The organism is Sulfitobacter sp. W074, assembly GCF_025142275.1.
In the GTDB taxonomy this organism is placed as follows: Bacteria; Pseudomonadota; Alphaproteobacteria; order Rhodobacterales; family Rhodobacteraceae; genus Sulfitobacter; species Sulfitobacter profundi.
The window spans coordinates 606050-622815 of record NZ_CP081130.1; the positions used below are offsets into that span (position 1 = coordinate 606050).

Annotated in this window: 16 protein-coding genes; 13 read left to right on the plus strand and 3 right to left on the minus strand. The window is 62.7% G+C overall.

Annotation, left to right across the window (positions count from 1 at the left end; all coding sequences use genetic code 11):
• Nucleotides 1–213 precede the first annotated feature (213 nt).
• From K3762_RS02995 to K3762_RS03020, 6 genes are all read left to right on the plus strand, one after another.
• Complete coding sequence (locus tag K3762_RS02995; protein WP_120350193.1) at nucleotides 214–1344, plus strand: TRAP transporter substrate-binding protein; 1131 nt, start codon at nucleotides 214–216, stop codon at nucleotides 1342–1344.
• A 74-nt stretch (nucleotides 1345–1418) separates the two neighbouring features.
• A complete protein-coding gene (locus K3762_RS03000; protein ID WP_132444702.1) occupies nucleotides 1419–2003 on the plus strand; it encodes a TRAP transporter small permease subunit in 585 nt (194 codons plus the stop codon).
• Entirely contained in the window at nucleotides 2000–3418 is a 1419-nt protein-coding gene (locus K3762_RS03005) for a TRAP transporter large permease subunit (protein ID WP_120350194.1), read from the plus strand. The genes K3762_RS03000 and K3762_RS03005 overlap by 4 nt, the downstream gene beginning before the upstream one ends.
• Before the next feature lie 7 nt (nucleotides 3419–3425).
• Nucleotides 3426–4763, plus strand: a complete 1338-nt coding sequence (locus K3762_RS03010; RefSeq protein WP_260011361.1) for an amidase — start codon at nucleotides 3426–3428, stop codon at nucleotides 4761–4763.
• A gap of 10 nt (nucleotides 4764–4773) precedes the next feature.
• On the plus strand, nucleotides 4774–4935 hold the full coding sequence (locus K3762_RS03015) for a hypothetical protein (RefSeq protein WP_165935563.1): 162 nt from the start codon (nucleotides 4774–4776) through the stop codon (nucleotides 4933–4935).
• Nucleotides 4936–4938: 3 nt separating this feature from the next.
• On the plus strand, nucleotides 4939–5898 hold the full coding sequence (locus K3762_RS03020; protein ID WP_132444698.1) for a D-glycerate dehydrogenase: 960 nt from the start codon (nucleotides 4939–4941) through the stop codon (nucleotides 5896–5898).
• 13 nt (nucleotides 5899–5911) lie between these two features.
• Here K3762_RS03020 and K3762_RS03025 read toward each other — a convergent pair whose 3' ends face one another.
• From K3762_RS03025 to K3762_RS03035, 3 genes are read right to left on the minus strand one after another with little or no spacing between them, the layout of a single operon-like run.
• Entirely contained in the window at nucleotides 5912–6847 is a 936-nt protein-coding gene (locus K3762_RS03025) for a DMT family transporter (RefSeq protein WP_132444696.1), read from the minus strand.
• Complete coding sequence (locus K3762_RS03030) at nucleotides 6844–7431, minus strand: TetR/AcrR family transcriptional regulator (RefSeq protein WP_132444694.1); 588 nt, start codon at nucleotides 7429–7431, stop codon at nucleotides 6844–6846. The genes K3762_RS03025 and K3762_RS03030 overlap by 4 nt, the downstream gene beginning before the upstream one ends.
• A gap of 36 nt (nucleotides 7432–7467) precedes the next feature.
• On the minus strand, nucleotides 7468–8007 hold the full coding sequence (locus K3762_RS03035; RefSeq protein WP_132444692.1) for a TetR/AcrR family transcriptional regulator: 540 nt from the start codon (nucleotides 8005–8007) through the stop codon (nucleotides 7468–7470).
• 73 nt (nucleotides 8008–8080) lie between these two features.
• Here K3762_RS03035 and K3762_RS03040 point away from each other — a divergent pair, with 73 nt between their 5' ends.
• From K3762_RS03040 to K3762_RS03070, 7 genes are all read left to right on the plus strand, one after another.
• A complete protein-coding gene (locus K3762_RS03040) occupies nucleotides 8081–9151 on the plus strand; it encodes an alcohol dehydrogenase family protein (RefSeq protein ID WP_260011380.1) in 1071 nt (356 codons plus the stop codon).
• A gap of 199 nt (nucleotides 9152–9350) precedes the next feature.
• Nucleotides 9351–10478, plus strand: a complete 1128-nt coding sequence (locus tag K3762_RS03045) for an ROK family transcriptional regulator (protein ID WP_132444815.1) — start codon at nucleotides 9351–9353, stop codon at nucleotides 10476–10478.
• A gap of 3 nt (nucleotides 10479–10481) precedes the next feature.
• Nucleotides 10482–11408: a carbohydrate kinase gene (locus K3762_RS03050; protein ID WP_260011383.1), complete on the plus strand. Its 927-nt coding sequence runs from the start codon at nucleotides 10482–10484 to the stop codon at nucleotides 11406–11408.
• Between the two features lie 149 nt (nucleotides 11409–11557).
• Nucleotides 11558–13021: a glucose-6-phosphate dehydrogenase gene (gene zwf / locus K3762_RS03055; protein WP_260011386.1), complete on the plus strand. Its 1464-nt coding sequence runs from the start codon at nucleotides 11558–11560 to the stop codon at nucleotides 13019–13021.
• Nucleotides 13018–14826: a phosphogluconate dehydratase gene (edd, locus tag K3762_RS03060; protein ID WP_260011389.1), complete on the plus strand. Its 1809-nt coding sequence runs from the start codon at nucleotides 13018–13020 to the stop codon at nucleotides 14824–14826. The genes zwf and edd overlap by 4 nt, the downstream gene beginning before the upstream one ends.
• A gap of 3 nt (nucleotides 14827–14829) precedes the next feature.
• Nucleotides 14830–15483, plus strand: a complete 654-nt coding sequence (gene eda, locus K3762_RS03065; RefSeq protein WP_132444682.1) for a bifunctional 4-hydroxy-2-oxoglutarate aldolase/2-dehydro-3-deoxy-phosphogluconate aldolase — start codon at nucleotides 14830–14832, stop codon at nucleotides 15481–15483.
• 140 nt (nucleotides 15484–15623) lie between these two features.
• Complete coding sequence (locus K3762_RS03070; protein WP_260011393.1) at nucleotides 15624–16655, plus strand: LacI family DNA-binding transcriptional regulator; 1032 nt, start codon at nucleotides 15624–15626, stop codon at nucleotides 16653–16655.
• Nucleotides 16656–16766: the final 111 nt, after the last annotated feature.

Consider the following 16766-nt stretch of genomic DNA (forward strand, 5'->3'; position numbering starts at 1 on the left):
TAGCCCCGCCAAACCCTGCGAAATCAGGCATGCTCGGACCCGGCGCAGAGTGTCGTTTCGTGTGTCAGTTGCACAATAAAGTTGCAGTTGATGAGACGCCGGCGGACAATTCTTGCCAAATGAGATCTTTCGGTTAGTCTCTGATCTCGGGCCGCCCGACCGAAAGCGTATTTCAAAGTAAGCAAAGGGGCGGCCACTCTGGGAGGAGGAAATATGACTGAGACTAAAAAGTTCAATCGACGTTCGTTCCTGACGAAGTCCGCACTTGCTGGGGGGGCCGCTACCGGGAGCATGCTGGCCGCACCGGCGGTGTTGGCCCAAGCGCCGATCGTCATCAAGATGCAGACGTCGTGGAATGACGCCAACATCTGGCAAGACTTTGCCCGCGATTACGCGACACGGGTGGAGGAGATGTCAGGAGGGCGTCTCAAGGTCGACGTGCTGCCTGCGGGCGCGGTTGTTGCTGCGTTCCAAGTGCTTGATGCGGTGAACGACGGTTTGATTGATGCGGCGCATTCCGTGCCCGTCTATTGGTACGGCAAAAACAAAGCTGCGTCGCTCTTTGGCACGGGGCCGGTCTTTGGCGGCTCTGCCACAACCATGCTGTCGTGGTTCTACCAAGGCGGCGGTCAGGAGCTTTATAACGAGCTGACGCAAGATATCATGGGCCTCGACGTTGTGGGCTATATGGGCTTCCCGATGTTCGCGCAGCCCTTTGGTTGGTTCAAAGAAGAGGTCAATACGGTCGATGACCTGCAAGGCTTCAAGTACCGCACCGTGGGTCTGGCCGCCGATCTGATGGCCAAGCTGGGCATGTCTGTTGCACAGTTGCCGGGCGGTGAAATCGTACCCGCGATGGAGCGGGGCGTGATCGACGCCTTTGAGTTCAACAACCCCTCATCGGACAAGGATTTCGGCGCACAGGACGTTGCCAAGAACTACTATCTGTCGTCCTATCACCAAGCGTCTGAGAGCTTTGAATTCCTGTTCTCCAAGATGTTCCTCGAAGACCTCGACCCTGATCTTCAAGCGATCCTCAAATACGCTGTGGAAGCGGTTTCGACCGCGAACACGGCCAAGGCGATGGACCGCTATTCGGCGGACCTGCAATTCCTGCAAAACGAAGCGGGCGTGAACGTGCGGCGGACGTCGAAAGATATCCTCGATGCGCAGCTCAAAGCATGGGACGAGTTGATCCCCGAGCTGGAATCCGATCCCTTCATGAAAAAGACCCTCGACAGTCAGCGCGAATGGGTCGACCGCGTGGCCTATTACGAGTTGATGAACTCGCCGGACTACGGGCTTGCTTATGAGCATTACTTCCCCGGCAAGATCAAAATGTGATCACGCATACCCGCAAGTAATGAGGCCCCCGGCGCCACCATGCGCCGGGGGCTCTACGAGACACTGGGGACATCATGATATCTTTCATTCGGTTCGCCGATAACCTTTCCGCATGGTTCGGCAAGGCTTTCGCTTGGCTCATTCTGCTGATGTCGATCGGCACGGGCTACGAAGTTTTTGTGCGCTATGTGCTGAACAACCCGACCGCTTGGGCGCTGGACGTGTCCTTCATCATGTATGGCACGCTCTTTATGATGGGCGGGGCCTATACGCTGTCGCGGGGCGGCCATGTGCGGGGGGACTTCCTCTACCGGCTGTTCCAGCCGCGCACCCAAGGCATGATCGATCTCGTGCTCTACATCATCTTCTTTTTCCCCGGGGTCACGGCGCTGATCCTCGCGGGATGGAAATACGCCGCCCGATCTTGGTCATATGGCGAAGTGTCGGTCAACAGCCCGGCGGGCGTGCCGATCTATCAATTCAAGGCGATCATCGTGGCGGCGGGGATCCTGCTGTTCATCCAAGGCATTGCACAGGTTTGCCGCTGTCTTATCGCAATCCGCTCAAATTACTGGCTCGAAGCAGAGGAAGATGTCTTTGAAACCGAAGACCTCATGATGCGCGAAGCCAACAAGGCCGAGAAAGACCATATCACATGACCGATCCGCAAATTGCCCTGATGATGCTCGGGCTCTTCATCGTCTTCGTCTTTCTGGGCTTTCCGATTGCTTTCACGCTGATGGCGATGGGCATCGGCTTTGGCTACTACGCCTATTTCGACGCGCGCCGCATGTGGCGCAGCTTTGACCGGCTGGACGAGGGGGCCGGGCAATGGGAGCAATGGACGACGTGGTTCGAGGGGTTATTCAACAACCGAATATTCGACCTCTTCGTGAACCAGACCTTTACGGTGATGTCGAACGAAGTGCTGACCGCCGTGCCGCTGTTCTTGTTCATGGGCTACATCGTGGAGCGGTCGAACATCGTCGACCGGCTTTTCACCACGCTCAACATCGCGTCGAAAAACATCCCCGGTTCCATGGGGGTCGCGGCGTTGATCACCTGCGCACTTTTCGCGACCGCTACCGGCATCGTCGGTGCGGTTGTGACGCTGATGGGCCTCTTGGCGCTGCCGGCGATGTTGAAGGCACGCTATGATCCGTCCTTTGCGGCGGGCATCATCTGCGCGGGTGGCACGTTGGGCATCCTGATCCCGCCGTCGATCATGCTGATCGTCTATGCGGCGGCGACCAACGTCTCTATCGTGCGGCTTTACGCGGCGGCGCTGCTGCCGGGGCTGACGCTGGTTGGGCTCTATCTGGTCTACATCATCGGGCGCTCGCTCTTGCAGCCGTCCTCCGCTCCGCGGCCTACGGCGGATGAAGTGCCGGATATGCCGATGGGCAAGCTCTTGTTGATGATTGCCACATCCTTCCTGCCGCTTGCCTTCCTCATCTTCGCGGTGCTGGGCTCGATCCTCTTCGGCCTCGCCACCCCGACAGAGGCGGCCTCGATCGGCGCATTGGGCGGCATCTTCCTTGCCTTCATTTACCGCGCGATGACATGGCAGCGAATGCGCGAAAGCGTCTATCTCACGGTGCGCACAACGGCGATGGTGTGCTGGCTTTTCGTTGGCTCTTACACTTTCTCGGCGGTGTTCTCCTACCTTGGCGGCGAGCATGTGATCTCTGAGTTCGTGCAATCGCTGAACCTCTCGCCGATCATGTTCTTGATCCTCGCGCAGCTGATTATCTTCTTGCTGGGCTGGCCGCTGGAATGGTCCGAGATCATCATCATCTTCGTGCCGATTTTCCTACCTTTGCTGGCGGTCTTTGAGATTGATCCGCTGTTTTTCGGCATCCTCGTGGCGCTGAACCTACAGACCAGTTTCTTAACACCACCGATGGCCATGTCGGCCTATTACCTCAAGGGGATCGCCCCGCCCGAGTTGCGTCTGACGCAGATTTTCGCGGGCGTGATGCCGTTCCTCTTCTGCGTGATCCTGTCGATGGTGCTGATGTATGTCTTCCCGCAGATCGTCTTCTACCTGCCGGAGGTGTTCTATGGGCGCTGAGCCAAGGATGACCGTAGCGGCAGCGCTTGGCGTGACCGAACTGCGGGACCGCTTGGCGAGCGGCGCGCTGGACGCGCTGGCGCTGGTGGAAAGCTACATCGCGCGGATCGAAGCGCGCGAGGAAGTCGTGGGCGCTTGGGCGTGGTTCGATCCCGAGTTCGCCCGCGCACAGGCCCGCACGCTCGACAGTTATCGTCGGGCGGGCCGACCGCTTGGGCGGTTGCACGGGCTGCCGGTGGGGCTGAAAGACGTGATCGACACCCGCAGCATCCCGACTGAGAACGGCGCGGCCCAAGACAAGGGGCGCGTGCCGCTGCGCGATGCTTTCATCGTGGAGCGGCTCAAGGCCGAGGGCGCGATCATCATGGGCAAGACGGTCACGACCGAGCTTGCCTTCATGCATCCGGGCAAGACCTCCAATCCGCATAATCCGGCACATAGCCCCGGCGGCTCGTCCCAAGGTTCGGCGGCGGCTGTGGCGGATGGCATGGTGCCGCTGGCCATCGGCACGCAGACGGGCGGCTCGGTGATCCGGCCTGCGTCCTATTGTGGGGTCACCGGGTTCAAACCGACCTTCGGCGCGATCCCGCGCCGGGGGGTGCTGACGCAGTCACCCTCTCTCGACACCATTGGTGTCTTTGCCAGCGATCCCGCCGGTGCGGCGCTGCTGGCCGAGGTGCTATTTGGCCATGACCCCGAAGACAGCGCCACCGAACTTGCCCCCAAGCCCGCGCTTTTGGTGCAGACCACCACCGCGCCGCCGATCCCGCCGGTCTTTGGTTTCGTGCGCCCGCCGGGGTGGGAGGATGCCGACCCGCAGCTTCACGCGGCTTTCGAAGAATTGGTCGCAGCGCTCGGCGATCAGGCGTTTGAGCTGCCGCTTCCGGCGGTCTTCGACGGGGCGGCAGAGGCGCGCAAACGCATCAACTTTGCCGAGATGGCCTATCACTATTACCCCTATCTGCGCGATGGGGCCGACCTGCTGTCACCCGCGACGCGCGAGGCGATGGAGGCGGGCAACAAGGTACTGGCCCGCGATTACCAATCGGCCCGCGATCTGCCCAAGGTGCTGACCGCCGCGCTGGAAGAATTGCTGACCCGCTGCGACGTGCTTTTGTGCCCATCGGCCACCGGCCCCGCACCGCACGGGTTGGACACGACCGGGGATCCGATTTTCAACGGGCTATGGACGCTCTGCGGCAGCCCCTGTGTGAACGTGCCTTTGATGACATCGGAAGACGGGCTGCCGATGGGCGTGCAACTGGTCGGCGGACACGGCCAAGACGGACGCCTGATGCGCAGCGCACAATGGCTTTTCGACTGGGCCGATGGCGCAACCCAATGAGGATTGAAACATGAACCGTTTACTTGCTCTTTTCGCCTTTGCCGCGATTGCGATCTTTCTGCTGATCCTCGCGGTTGAGGTGCCCAGCATTGATCTGATCATCATTGTCGCGGTGACGCTGGCCTTCGTGGCCTATGATTTCTTCACCTCCAGTCGGAAGGATCGGGACTGACCCATGGGCAAGCCTGTCATCTGGATCACCCGGCAGCTTTCTGACGCCACGCTCAACCGGGCGCGGCGTGACTATGAGGTGATCTGGGATCCGGCTGACGCACCCGGCAGCGCCGAGGATATCATCGCGATGAGCGCGCGGGTCGATGGCATGATCCCCTGTCACTCCGAGCATTTCAGCGCCGATGTGGTGGCCCAGCTTGACCCCCGGCTCAAGATCATCGCCAACCACTCCGTCGGGGTGGATCACTGCGACCTGCCCAGCCTCAAGGCGCGGGGAATTGTCGTGACGAACACGCCCGGCGTTCTGTCGGATGCCACGGCAGAACTGGCGCTGATGCTGATGCTGGGGGCTGCGCGGCATGCGGTGGCGGGGGACCAGCTTGTGCGCAGCGGGCAGTGGCAGTCGTGGTCGCCCGCGATGCTGGTCGGCAAACAGCTCTCCGGTGCGCGGCTCGGGATCATCGGTATGGGCGGCGTGGGCCGCGCCTTTGCCCGCAAGGCGCGCGGGCTGGATATGGAGATTCATTACCACAACCGCCGCCCTCTGAACCCGGAGGAGGAGGCGGGCGCGGCTTATCACGCCGACTTGGACGACCTGCTGGCGGTGTCGGACTTCCTATCGCTGCACTGCCCGGCCACACCCGAAACCGTCGGCCTTTTGAACGCAGCACGGCTGGCGCGTCTGCCCAAGGGCTGCGTAATCGTCAACACCGCGCGCGGCAATCTGGTGGATGAGGCGGCGCTGCTTGAGGCGCTGACCTCGGGCCATGTCGGCGCGGCGGGGCTGGATTGTTTCGTGACCGAGCCGGGCGGCAATCCGGCCTTTGCCGCCCATGACAACGTGATGATGATGCCGCATGTCGGCAGCGCCACCGTGGCCACCCGCGATGCGATGGGGTTCAAGGCGCTGGACAACCTCGATCACTTTTTCCGGGGAGAGACGCCGCCGGATCAGCTGTAGCGACGGCGGCCCGTCAAGCGACACCCGGCGGCTGCGCAGGCACGCCGCGGCGCAGCCGTGATGGCAAGGGTAGGGTGATGATGGCAAGACAGCCAATCACCAGCGCCACGCCGATCCAGCCAAGCGGGGGAAGGCGTTCGCCCACGATGACCACGGCGAGTACCGCGGCGACGACCGGCTCGAACAGGGTGATCACGGTGGCCATGCTTGCCTCCACCCGGGCAAGGCCGTAGCCGAAGGCGATATAGCCCAAAAACATCGGCACAGCGGCCATATAAAGCCCCACGGCGGCGTTGTTCCATGACGCCAGAAAAGCCCCGCCCGAGACCAGCAGTACCGGCATCAGCAGCAGCCCACCCAGCCCGAAGGTCGCTCCCATGGCCACGGTAGAGCCGGTGCCTTGCAGCATCATCTTGCGCGCGCTCCACGAATAAAGCGCGTAGGTGAAGCCCCCGATCAGGCCCAGCAAGACGCCCAAGGGAACCGATGGCGCGCGCAGCGTTTCCCCATGGGCGGCGTTTTCGGCCAAACAGATCAGCCCCATGCCGATCAGCCCCACCGCCGCGCCAAGGGACCAGCGCAGGGTCAGGCGGCGGCGATCCAGAAGGTACTCGATCAGCGCCGAGAGCAGCGGCGCAGAGCCGATGGTGATGACCGTGCCCACCGTCACCCCCGCCAGCCGCATGGCGCCGTAAAAGGCCAGCGGATAGACCGCTACCGTCACTGCGCCGATGACCAGCAGGCGGCGCTGCTGCCAGAGCCGCGCACGCTGGTTCAGGATGCCGCGCCCGGCCCAAAGGGCCTGCGCGATCCCGCCCAGACCCATGGCCGCAGCACCAATGGCGGCGGCGCTCACGTCGGGGGCAAAGGTGGCGGCGGCGCCGGTGGTGCCCCAGACGACGGCCGCGAAAAGGATGGCGATCACGCCCCAGCGGTGGCCCAGTATCACGTAAGCGTCCTTAGCATATCTTCGGCCATCGCGCGCGCCGTGCGCACCCGGCGGCTGTCACCTTCAAGCCCGGCGCGGGCCATCGCGCCTTCCAACAGAAACGCAAGATGCGCGGCGGTGGCGGCGGCGCGGTCCGGGGCCTCGGGCAATAATTCGGCAAGGTGCTGGGCCAAGATGCGCTCCACCTCCTCTTTGTGCTGGCGCACCGCGTCGCGCCCGGCATCGCCTGCCTCAAGCTCTGCCGCCGCGTTCAACAGGCCACATCCCCGAAAGCCGCGCTCATAGGCGCATTCTGCATGATCCTGATAGGCGTCGAAGACGGCCAAGACCCGCGCCTGAGGTGTCTGTGCGGCAGCGGCCCGCTCGGCGTAAAGCGCAAGCCACTCCGCGTGCCGCGCCTCTAGGCATTGGCTCACCAGATCGGCTTTGGAGGAAAAGTTGTTGTAGAGGCTTTTCTTGGCCACGCCCGCACGGGCGACGATGGCGTCGATCCCCGTGGCACTGATGCCGTGGTTGTAAAACAGCTCCTGCGCGGCCTGCATCAGCCGATCATGGGCGGGGCGTTGTCTGGGGACCTTTGGCATGGTCTCTCCTGCGGGTAGGTAGACCGGTATACCTAATTATACCCCCACGCAAGCTTCTGGATGACGCGAAAGCGCCTGCGCCAAACGCTGCGCGGCGGTCACGGCCTCCGCCCCCCGAAGCGGCCAAGTCTGCGTGAGCCCTTCGATGATGAGCAATAAAGCCGTCTCGGCCCCCGCCAGATTGGTGGCCGCGGCGGCCTTGGCCGCGACCTCGGCCTTGTGCCGCGTCAGCAGGGCGCGCAGGCTGTCGCTGCCGGGGTCGGCGGCGACGGCGGCATGGAACAGGCAGCCGTGAGAGGTTTCCGTTTCCATCCACTGCCCGACACGCGCCAAGATCGCCTCCAGCGCGTCGGCGGGTGCCTGCGGTAGGTCGTCGAAGACCAGCGCGAGGTACCGCTGTTGGCGATTTTCCAATGCCGCCAGCACCATTTCAGCGCGGGAAGGGGTGTATTTGTAGAGGGTGCGCAGGCTTACCCCCGCCGCATCGCGCAGGTCTTCGACGCTGGGTTCGGCGAAACCGCGGGCGGCAAAGGCACGCTCAAGCCCGGCGGCGATTTTGCTTTGGGTATCTGTCATGCTTGACGATGTAGAGGGAGCCCTCTACCTACGCAAGTAGAGTAATCATTCTACACTCGAAGGAGCCGAAGCGATGACCCTACCAGAGACGATGAAAGCCATGCGGCTGACCGGCCACGGCGGCTTGGACAAACTGGAGTGGCGCGAAGACGTTGCGGTGCCAAAGCCCGCAGCCGGAGAGGTTTTGGTCCGCGTCGGCGCGGCGGCGGTGAACAACACGGATGTAAACACGCGCACGGGCTGGTATTCCAAAGCGGTGCGAGGCGATACCGGGTCGGCGGCGAGCGAGGGCTACGACGGCGCGTCGGACGCCGATGGCGGCTGGTCCGGCGCCTTGAGCTTTCCGCGCATCCAAGGCGCCGATTGCTGCGGAGAGATCGTGGCCGTGGGCGAGGGCGTCGATGAGGGGCGGATTGGCGAGCGGATTCTGATCCGGCCCATGTACAGCCCTGCGGGGGCGGGGCCGGATGACCTGGTCACCTTCGGATCGGAACGGGATGGCGGTTTTGCCGAATACGCCACCGCCGAGGCCAGCAATGCGCTACGGATCGACAGCGCACTCACGGACCTCGAACTCGCTTCTTTTCCATGCGCCTTTTCGACTGCCGAAGGGATGATCCAGCGCGCGGCATTGGGGGCGGAGCGTGTGTTGATCACCGGCGCCTCTGGCGGCGTCGGCTCGGCTGCGGTGCAACTGGCCAAACGGCGCGGGGCGCATGTGACGGCGGTGACCAGCCCCGGCAAGATGGAGGCGCTGAAGGCGCTCGGCGCGGATGAGACGCTCGACCGGGATGCGGCGCTGCCGGAGGATGCCTTTGATGTGGTGCTCGACCTTGTTGGCGGGGCGCGTTGGCCCAAGCTGCTTGATGCGCTGGTGACGCGCGGGCGCTATGTGACCTCGGGCGCGATTGCCGGGCCGATCGTCGAGTTGGACCTGCGCACGCTCTACCTCAAAGACCTGACCCTCATGGGCAGCACGCGGCAGGAACCGAGCGTTTTTGCCGATCTGGTGGGGTATATCGAACGCGGAGAAATCCGGCCTGTCGTCGCGGAAAGTTATGCGCTGCAAGACCTTAAGCAGGCGCAGGAAGCCTTTCTTGAGAAATCTCACATGGGAAAGATCGGCATCACGGTGGCCGGTTAAGCGCGAAAATGGGCCGTTTGCCACAGGGGCAGGCGGCTCTTCCTTGCCAATAAGTAAATTAGATTGATTTAATCGTTGACTCACCCCCTCCCATTTGGGATTTGTCCTTCGAGACGCCGCATGAACCGGAGGGGAGGCCAGTTTGCAGCAGCTACAGACATTCGCCGACCGGACCGCGCGCGGCTCGAACCAAAGCGGGATGCGGGCCTATAACGAACGGCTCGTCCTGTCGCTTATCCGGCGCAGCGGCCCTACGTCCAAGGCAGAGATTGCCCGGCTCACCGGCCTGTCGGCGCAGACTGTATCCGTGATCATGCGCGCCCTCGAAGCGGATGGGCTGCTGAAAAAAGGCGCGCGGGTGCGGGGCCGGGTGGGCCAGCCTTCGGTGCCGATCAGCCTGAATGCGGAGGGGGCCTTCTTTCTGGGGCTAAAGGTCGGGCGGCGCAGTGTCGCGTTGATCCTGACCGACTTCGAAGGCCAAGTGACGCGCCGCAGCAGCGAGGTCTATGCCCATCCCACCCCCGCTGCGGTCATGGAATTTGCGCGGCGCGCTTTGCAGGACACGCTCGCCTCTTTGACCGCTGACCAGCAGGCGCGGGTGGCGGGACTGGGGGTCGCCCTGCCGTTTGGCATGTGGGAATGGGAGGTTGCGGGCGGCGATCTGAGCGCGTGGCAGGACTTTGATATCGAAGCCGCTTTGGCGGAGGTGCTCGATCTGCCGATCTCCATTTGCAATGACACTTCTGCCGCTTGCGGGGCCGAACTGGTTTTTGGTGCGCAGAACAAGCCGCGCGATTTTCTGTATTTCTACATCGGCTATTTCGTGGGTGGTGGGCTGGTGCTGGATAGCAAACTCTACACCGGCAAAAGCGGCAATGCGGGGGCGCTCGGCTCCATGCCGCTGGTCGGGGGCGTGCCTCGGCAATTGGTCGATGTGGCATCTTTGGCGGTCTTGGAGGCGGCGTTGCAGGAGGCCGGAGAGACTCGCCGCGCCCCGTGGAGCGATCTGGCGGCTTGGGAACTTTCCGCCGGCATTCTGGACCCATGGCTCGACAGCACTGCCGAGGCGCTGGCGCAGGCGGTCCGCGCCGCAACATGCTTGATCGATTTTGACACGGTGATGATCGATGGATCATTTCCTGAGACAATTCGCGCGGATCTGGTGGCGCGCACCCGCCGCCATCTTGCCGCCCAGCCCCTGCCGGGCGTCACCCTTCCGGCCCTGCGCGAAGGGACCGTCGGCAGCGACGCCCGCGCGCTTGGCGCGGCAAGCCTGCCGCTTTCGGACCGTTTCCTCGTCGACCGCGACGCATTTTTGAAAGGCTGACAGATGATCCTTTGCTGCGGAGAAGCCCTGATCGATATGATCCCAACCCCAACCACCGCAGGCCCCGACGGCTTTGTGCCCCATGCGGGCGGAGCGGTCTTTAATACGGCCATCGCCTTGGGGCGGCTCGGGGCGCAGGTGGGGATGCTCTCGGGCCTGTCGTCTGACATGTTCGGGCGGCAGTTGGTCGATGGGCTGAAGGCCAGCCATGTGGATGTCTCGCATCTGGTGGTGTCCGACCGTCCGACGACGCTGGCCTTTGTTCGGCTGGTCGGTGGCCATGCGACCTATGATTTCTATGACGAAAACTCGGCCGGGCGCATGATCACGCCGGGGGATATGCCCGCGCTCTCGGCTGAAGTCTCGGCGCTGTATTTCGGCGGGATCAGCTTGGCTTGCGAGCCGGGCGCGGATGCCTATGCAGATCTGCTGGCGCGAAACGCCGAAGGCCGTGCGGTGATGATCGACCCCAACATCCGCCCCGGTTTCATCAAGGATATCGAGCGGTACCGCCAAAGGCTCGACCGGATGCTGGCGCTGTCGGACATCGTGAAGGTATCGGATGAGGATCTGAACTGGATCAACCCGGCGCCCCTGTCGCTGCGCGATAAGGTGGCCGAGTTGTTGGACAAGGGGCCGTCGGTTGTCATCCTGACCCGTGGGGGCGAGGGGGCAATGGGCTATCTCGCCAATGGTGAGGAGGTGCAAGTGCCTGCCGTGAAAGCCGAAATCGTCGATACGGTGGGGGCGGGCGATACCTTCAACGCAGGCGTTTTGGCAAAGATGTCTGAGCTGGGTCAGCTCCATAAATCCGCGCTCGCCACCCTTTCGCCCGAAGTGTTGACCGAGGCGCTGGCCTATGGCGCGCGCGTCGCCGCCGTGACCGTTTCGCGCGCCGGAGCGAACGCGCCTTGGGTAGAGGAAATATGAAATGTTGAAGAACCGCCTATCTTTTTCGCTCAGATATGTTAGCGCTACCAGTGGCCGCCCTGAGGAGGGCGCAGGAGGGATGGCGATGGCTTTGAGCAATCGAAAACATGGTGCCGCCGCGCATCAACGCAGGCAGGAGGGCTGACCCCATGGTATCGCGCGTAATTCCGGTTGACCCTTTCGACCTCGTCATTTTCGGCGCGACCGGCGACCTTGCCCGGCGCAAGATCCTGCCCGGTCTATTCCACCGTTTCACCGTCGGCCAGATGCCCGAAGGCGCACGGATCGTCGGGGCGGCCCGCTCCGAGCTTGATGCTGATTCCTTTCGCAAGATGATCCGCGACAGCCTGCTGGAGTTCGCCCCCAAGCTCGCGCAAGAAAGCGTCGCCTTGGAGCGGTTCCTTGGCATGGTACATTACGTGCGCGTGGATGCCTCGGGCGATGCGGGCTGGGCGGATCTCAAAGACCTGATGCGCGACGATGTCGTGCGGGCTTTCTACCTCTCGGTCTCGCCGTCGCTGTTCGGGACGATCGGCGGCAAGCTGCATGACCATGGCATCGCCACATCCGACAGCCGCATCGTTGTCGAAAAGCCCTTTGGTCATGATCTGGAAACCGCGCAGGCGCTGAACGCCGATCTGCGCGCCAATTTCGACGAGAGCCAGATTTACCGCATCGACCATTACCTCGGCAAAGAGACGGTGCAGAACCTTATGGCGCTGCGTTTCGCCAATGCCCTGTGGGAGCCGTTGTGGAATTCCACCCATATCGACCATGTGCAGATCACCGTTTCCGAGAGCCTCGGCGTCGAAGGGCGGGGGGAGTATTACGATAAATCCGGTGCCATGCGCGACATGGTGCAAAACCACCTGATGCAGCTTTTGTGTCTGACGGCGATGGAGCCGCCCTCGCGTTTTGACCCCAATGCCGTGCGTGATGAGAAGGTGAAGGTGATTGAGGCGTTGGAGCCGGTCGTCCAGAAGGACATCGCCCGCGGCCAATACCGCGCCGCGCAGGGCGAGGGCAGCTACTGCGATCATGCGGGCGACCCCGACAGCCGCACCGAAAGCTTCGTCGCCATGAAGGTAAAGATTGCCAATTGGCGGTGGGCGGGCACGCCCTTCTATCTGCGTACGGGCAAAAAACTGCGTGGCCGCAGTTCCGAGATCGCAGTGATCTTCCGCGACCCGCCGCATATGATCTTCCCGGCGATGGAGGGCCATAAAGGCAACGCCCTGATCATCCGCCTGCAGCCTGACGAAGGCATCACCCTGCGCAACACCATCAAAGACCCCGGCCCCGGTGGCATGCGTCTGGCCGAAGTGTCGCTGGATATGACCTTTGCCGATGCTTTGGGCGAACAGGCCACCCCGCAAGACGCCTATGAGCGGCTAATCATGGACGTGATCCGCGGCGATCAGACGTTGTTCATGCGCGGGGACGAGGTCGAAGCCGCTTGGGCTTGGGCCGATCCGATCATTCACGGCTGGGAAGAGACCCGGCAACCCCCGTACCCCTATGACCCCGGCAGCTCAGGCCCCGAAGAGGCGCTGATGCTGATGCACCGCGACGGCCGCCGCTGGCGCGAGATCACACGAAAGGACGACCAATGACCCTGCATTCCACGATTGACCGCGTCACCGACCGTATCATCGCCCGCAGTGAGGCGACCCGGCGCCCCTACCTCGACCGAATGGAAGCCGCCCGCGCCAAGGGACCGGCCCGCGCGCATCTGTCCTGTAGCGGACAGGCCCATGCCTATGCCGCGTCTGGCGCAGACAAGGATCGGCTGGCGACCACCAGCGCAGGTAACCTCGGGATCGTGACCACCTACAACGACATGCTCTCGGCGCATCAGCCGTTTGAGCGTTACCCTGATTTGATCCGCGACGCGGTACGTTCCGCAGGCGGCACCGCGCAGGTAGCGGGCGGTGTGCCTGCGATGTGCGACGGGGTGACCCAAGGCGAGGCGGGGATGGAACTGTCGCTGTTTTCGCGCGATGTGATTGCCCTGGCGGCGTCGGTGGCACTCAGCCACAACACCTTTGACGCGGCGGTTTTCCTTGGGGTCTGCGACAAGATCGTGCCGGGGCTGGTGATCGCGGCGCAGGCGTTCGGGCATCTGCCAGCCGTCTTCCTGCCCGCCGGGCCGATGGAAAGCGGGCTGTCGAATGACGAAAAGGCCAAGGTGCGCCAGCAGTTTGCCGCGGGCGAAGTCGGGCGCGATGCGCTGATGGCCGCCGAGATGGCCGCCTATCACGGGCCGGGCACCTGCACCTTTTACGGCACCGCCAACACCAACCAGATGTTGATGGAGTTCATGGGGCTGCACCTGCCGGGGGCAAGCTTTGTGCCACCGAACGGCATGCTGCGCGATGCGCTGACCCAAGAGGGCGCGAAACGGGCGCTGGCGCTGAGCGCTCTGGGCAATGACTACACGCCCGTGGCTTCGATCCTTGATGAAAAAGCGTTCGTGAATGGGATCGTCGGGCTCAATGCCACGGGCGGGTCGACCAATCTGCTGATCCACCTTATCGCCATGGCGCGGGCCGGGGGGATCATTCTGGATTGGGAGGATTTCTCGGACATCTCCGACATCACGCCGCTGCTGGCGCGGGTCTATCCCAACGGTCTGGCCGATGTGAACCATTTCCACGCGGCGGGCGGTCTTGGCTATATGATCGGTGAATTGCTGAAATCCGGCCATCTGCACCCCGACACCCATACCGTCGCCGGGCAGGGGTTGGAGCATTACACCTCCGAGCCGAAGCTAAAGGCCGATGGTTTGGTTTGGGAGAAGGGCGCGGGCGAAAGCCTGAACGAGAAGATCCTTCGCCCCGCCAGCGATCCTTTCCAGCCCACTGGCGGGTTGCGGCGCATGGCCGGATCGCTTGGCACCGCTTGCATGAAAGTCTCTGCCGTGGCGCCCGAACACCACATCATCGAAGCCCCGGCGCGGGTCTTTGCGGATCAGAATGAGGTGAAGGCAGCGTTTAAAGCGGGCGAGCTGACCGACGACGTGATCGTTGTCGTCCGTTTCCAAGGGCCAAAGGCCAACGGTATGCCCGAGTTGCACAGCCTGACGCCGCTTCTGTCGATTCTTCAGGGGCGCGGTCAGAAGGTCGCGCTGGTCACCGATGGCCGCATGTCGGGGGCCTCGGGCAAGGTGCCCGCAGCGATCCACGTCAGCCCCGAGGCGGTCGACGGCGGCCCCATCGCGCGGTTGCAGAATGGTGATATGCTGCGGGTTGACGCGGTGGCCGGTACGCTTGACGTGCTGGCCGAAGGGTTCGATGACCGTCCCAACGTCACCGCTGATCTTTCTGCTTACCATGCCGGGACGGGGCGCGAGTTGTTCGCTATGTTCCGCGACACAGTCGGTTCTGCTACCAACGGCGCAACCATTTTTGGAGGCTGATCCATGACCCTTACTGCAAAAGACGCCAGCCGTCGCACCCGCGAAATCTGTGCGCTTGCCCCGATCGTGCCTGTGCTGGTGATCGAAGATGTCGCCGACGCCCGGCCCTTGGCCGAAGCACTGATCGCTGGAGGGCTGCCTGCGTTGGAAGTGACCCTGCGCACGCCTGCCGCACTCGACGCGATTGCGGCCATGGCCGAAGTCACGGGCGGCCATGTGGGGGCGGGAACGCTGATCACCCCCGAAGACGTGCGCGCGGCGAAACGGGCGGGGGCGACCTTTGGCGTCTCACCGGGTGCCACAGATGCGCTGATCGCCGCCTGCGAGGAAGAAGACCTGCCACTGCTGGCCGGTGCCGCCACGGCGAGCGAGGCGATGCGGCTGTTGGAACGTGGCTATGACATGCTGAAATTCTTCCCCGCCGAAGCCTCTGGCGGGGCGCCTGCGGTCAAAGCCATCGGCGCACCGCTACCGCAGATCACCTTCTGCCCGACTGGTGGCGTCAGCCCGGGCAATGTGGAAAGCTACCTGAGCCTGCCCAATGTACTTTGCGCGGGCGGCAGTTGGGTGGCCCCGAAGAAACTGATCGACGCGCAGGATTGGGCAGGGATCGAAGCGCTGGCGCGTGCAGCAGCGCAATCAGGAAAGGCGGGCTAATCCCCTAAAGACTGGTGGCAGTTTGGCTTTGGCGACGGCCATGGAAAGCCTGCCGTCAACAGACCCTTGCTGGCTGGCCGAACTTATCTCTATATTGACTTTAGTTTACGCGCGCAGCGTTACGTCAAGGGAGCGTTAAGATGGGGCAGCAAAAGATCCGCAATATGGAGGAATTTGCCGCAATAAGTGGCATTTCCCGGCCCACGCTGTCGAAATACTTTAACGATCCCGACAGCGTGCGGCGCTCGACCCGCGAGAAGATTGAAGCGGCGCTGAGCCAGCATGACTATCGCCCCAATGTCTATGCGGTGAACCAAAACCGCCGCAAAACCCGCAACATCGGCGTTGTCGTGCCCAACCTCTCCGACCCGTTCTTTTCCGAGATTGGCCGCGAGGTGGAACTGGCCTGTCTGGCGGCGGGGTATAGTCCGATCTTGCTCAGCTCGCACGGCAACCCGGCGCAAGAGCGGGCCAATCTCGACTCGCTTCGGGCGCTGAAACCTGCGGGCGTGCTTTTGGCGCCCTTCGGCAAAGCCTCGGACCGGGAGGCGATCGCGCGCTTTTGCCGGGATGTGCCCGTCGTGACCTTTGACGCCAATGTCGAAGGGGTCTGTGAGGCTTTCGTGGGTACCGACAATTTTCAAAGTGTGGAGTTGATTGTCGAATATCTGTGCCGCAGCGGAGAGCCGCCCTGCTTTTTCGAGATGAAGACACCCAGCAACCCCAATGCCAATAAACGCCGTCAGGCTTATCTAGAGGCGATGGAGCGGCACGGCTTTGCACCGCATATCTATCAAGTGCCCGGCGAGGGATGGAATTTCGAAGAGATCGGCGCGACCGAGGGCGGGCGGCTGATTTCAACCGGTGGATTTGAGACGGATACAGTACTGTGCTCGAACGACCGTTTGGCCATCGGGATGCTGTCGGCGGCTTATGAGCTGGGTCTGCGGGTTGGCCACGGCAAGGATTGCGTCATGCGGATCGCGGGGCAGGATGACCACCCGTTCTCGCGCTACACCTGTCCGCCGCTGACCACCATCGCACAGGATTACGGCGCCATCGCGAATCGTGCGGCCAGCACCCTGTTCCGCATTATCGAAAGCGAAACGCGGCTGGCTGAGCGCGAAGAGACGTTATTTGAGGGCAAACTGGTGATGCGGGCCTCTGCGTAACCCATTGAGTTCGCAAGTTGCCTCAAAAATAATTAACGCGCGTAAAATTTAATTTGACTGCGCGTTATGTAGGCCGTTAGTCTCGTTCCATCATCTATAGAGGGAGGAACT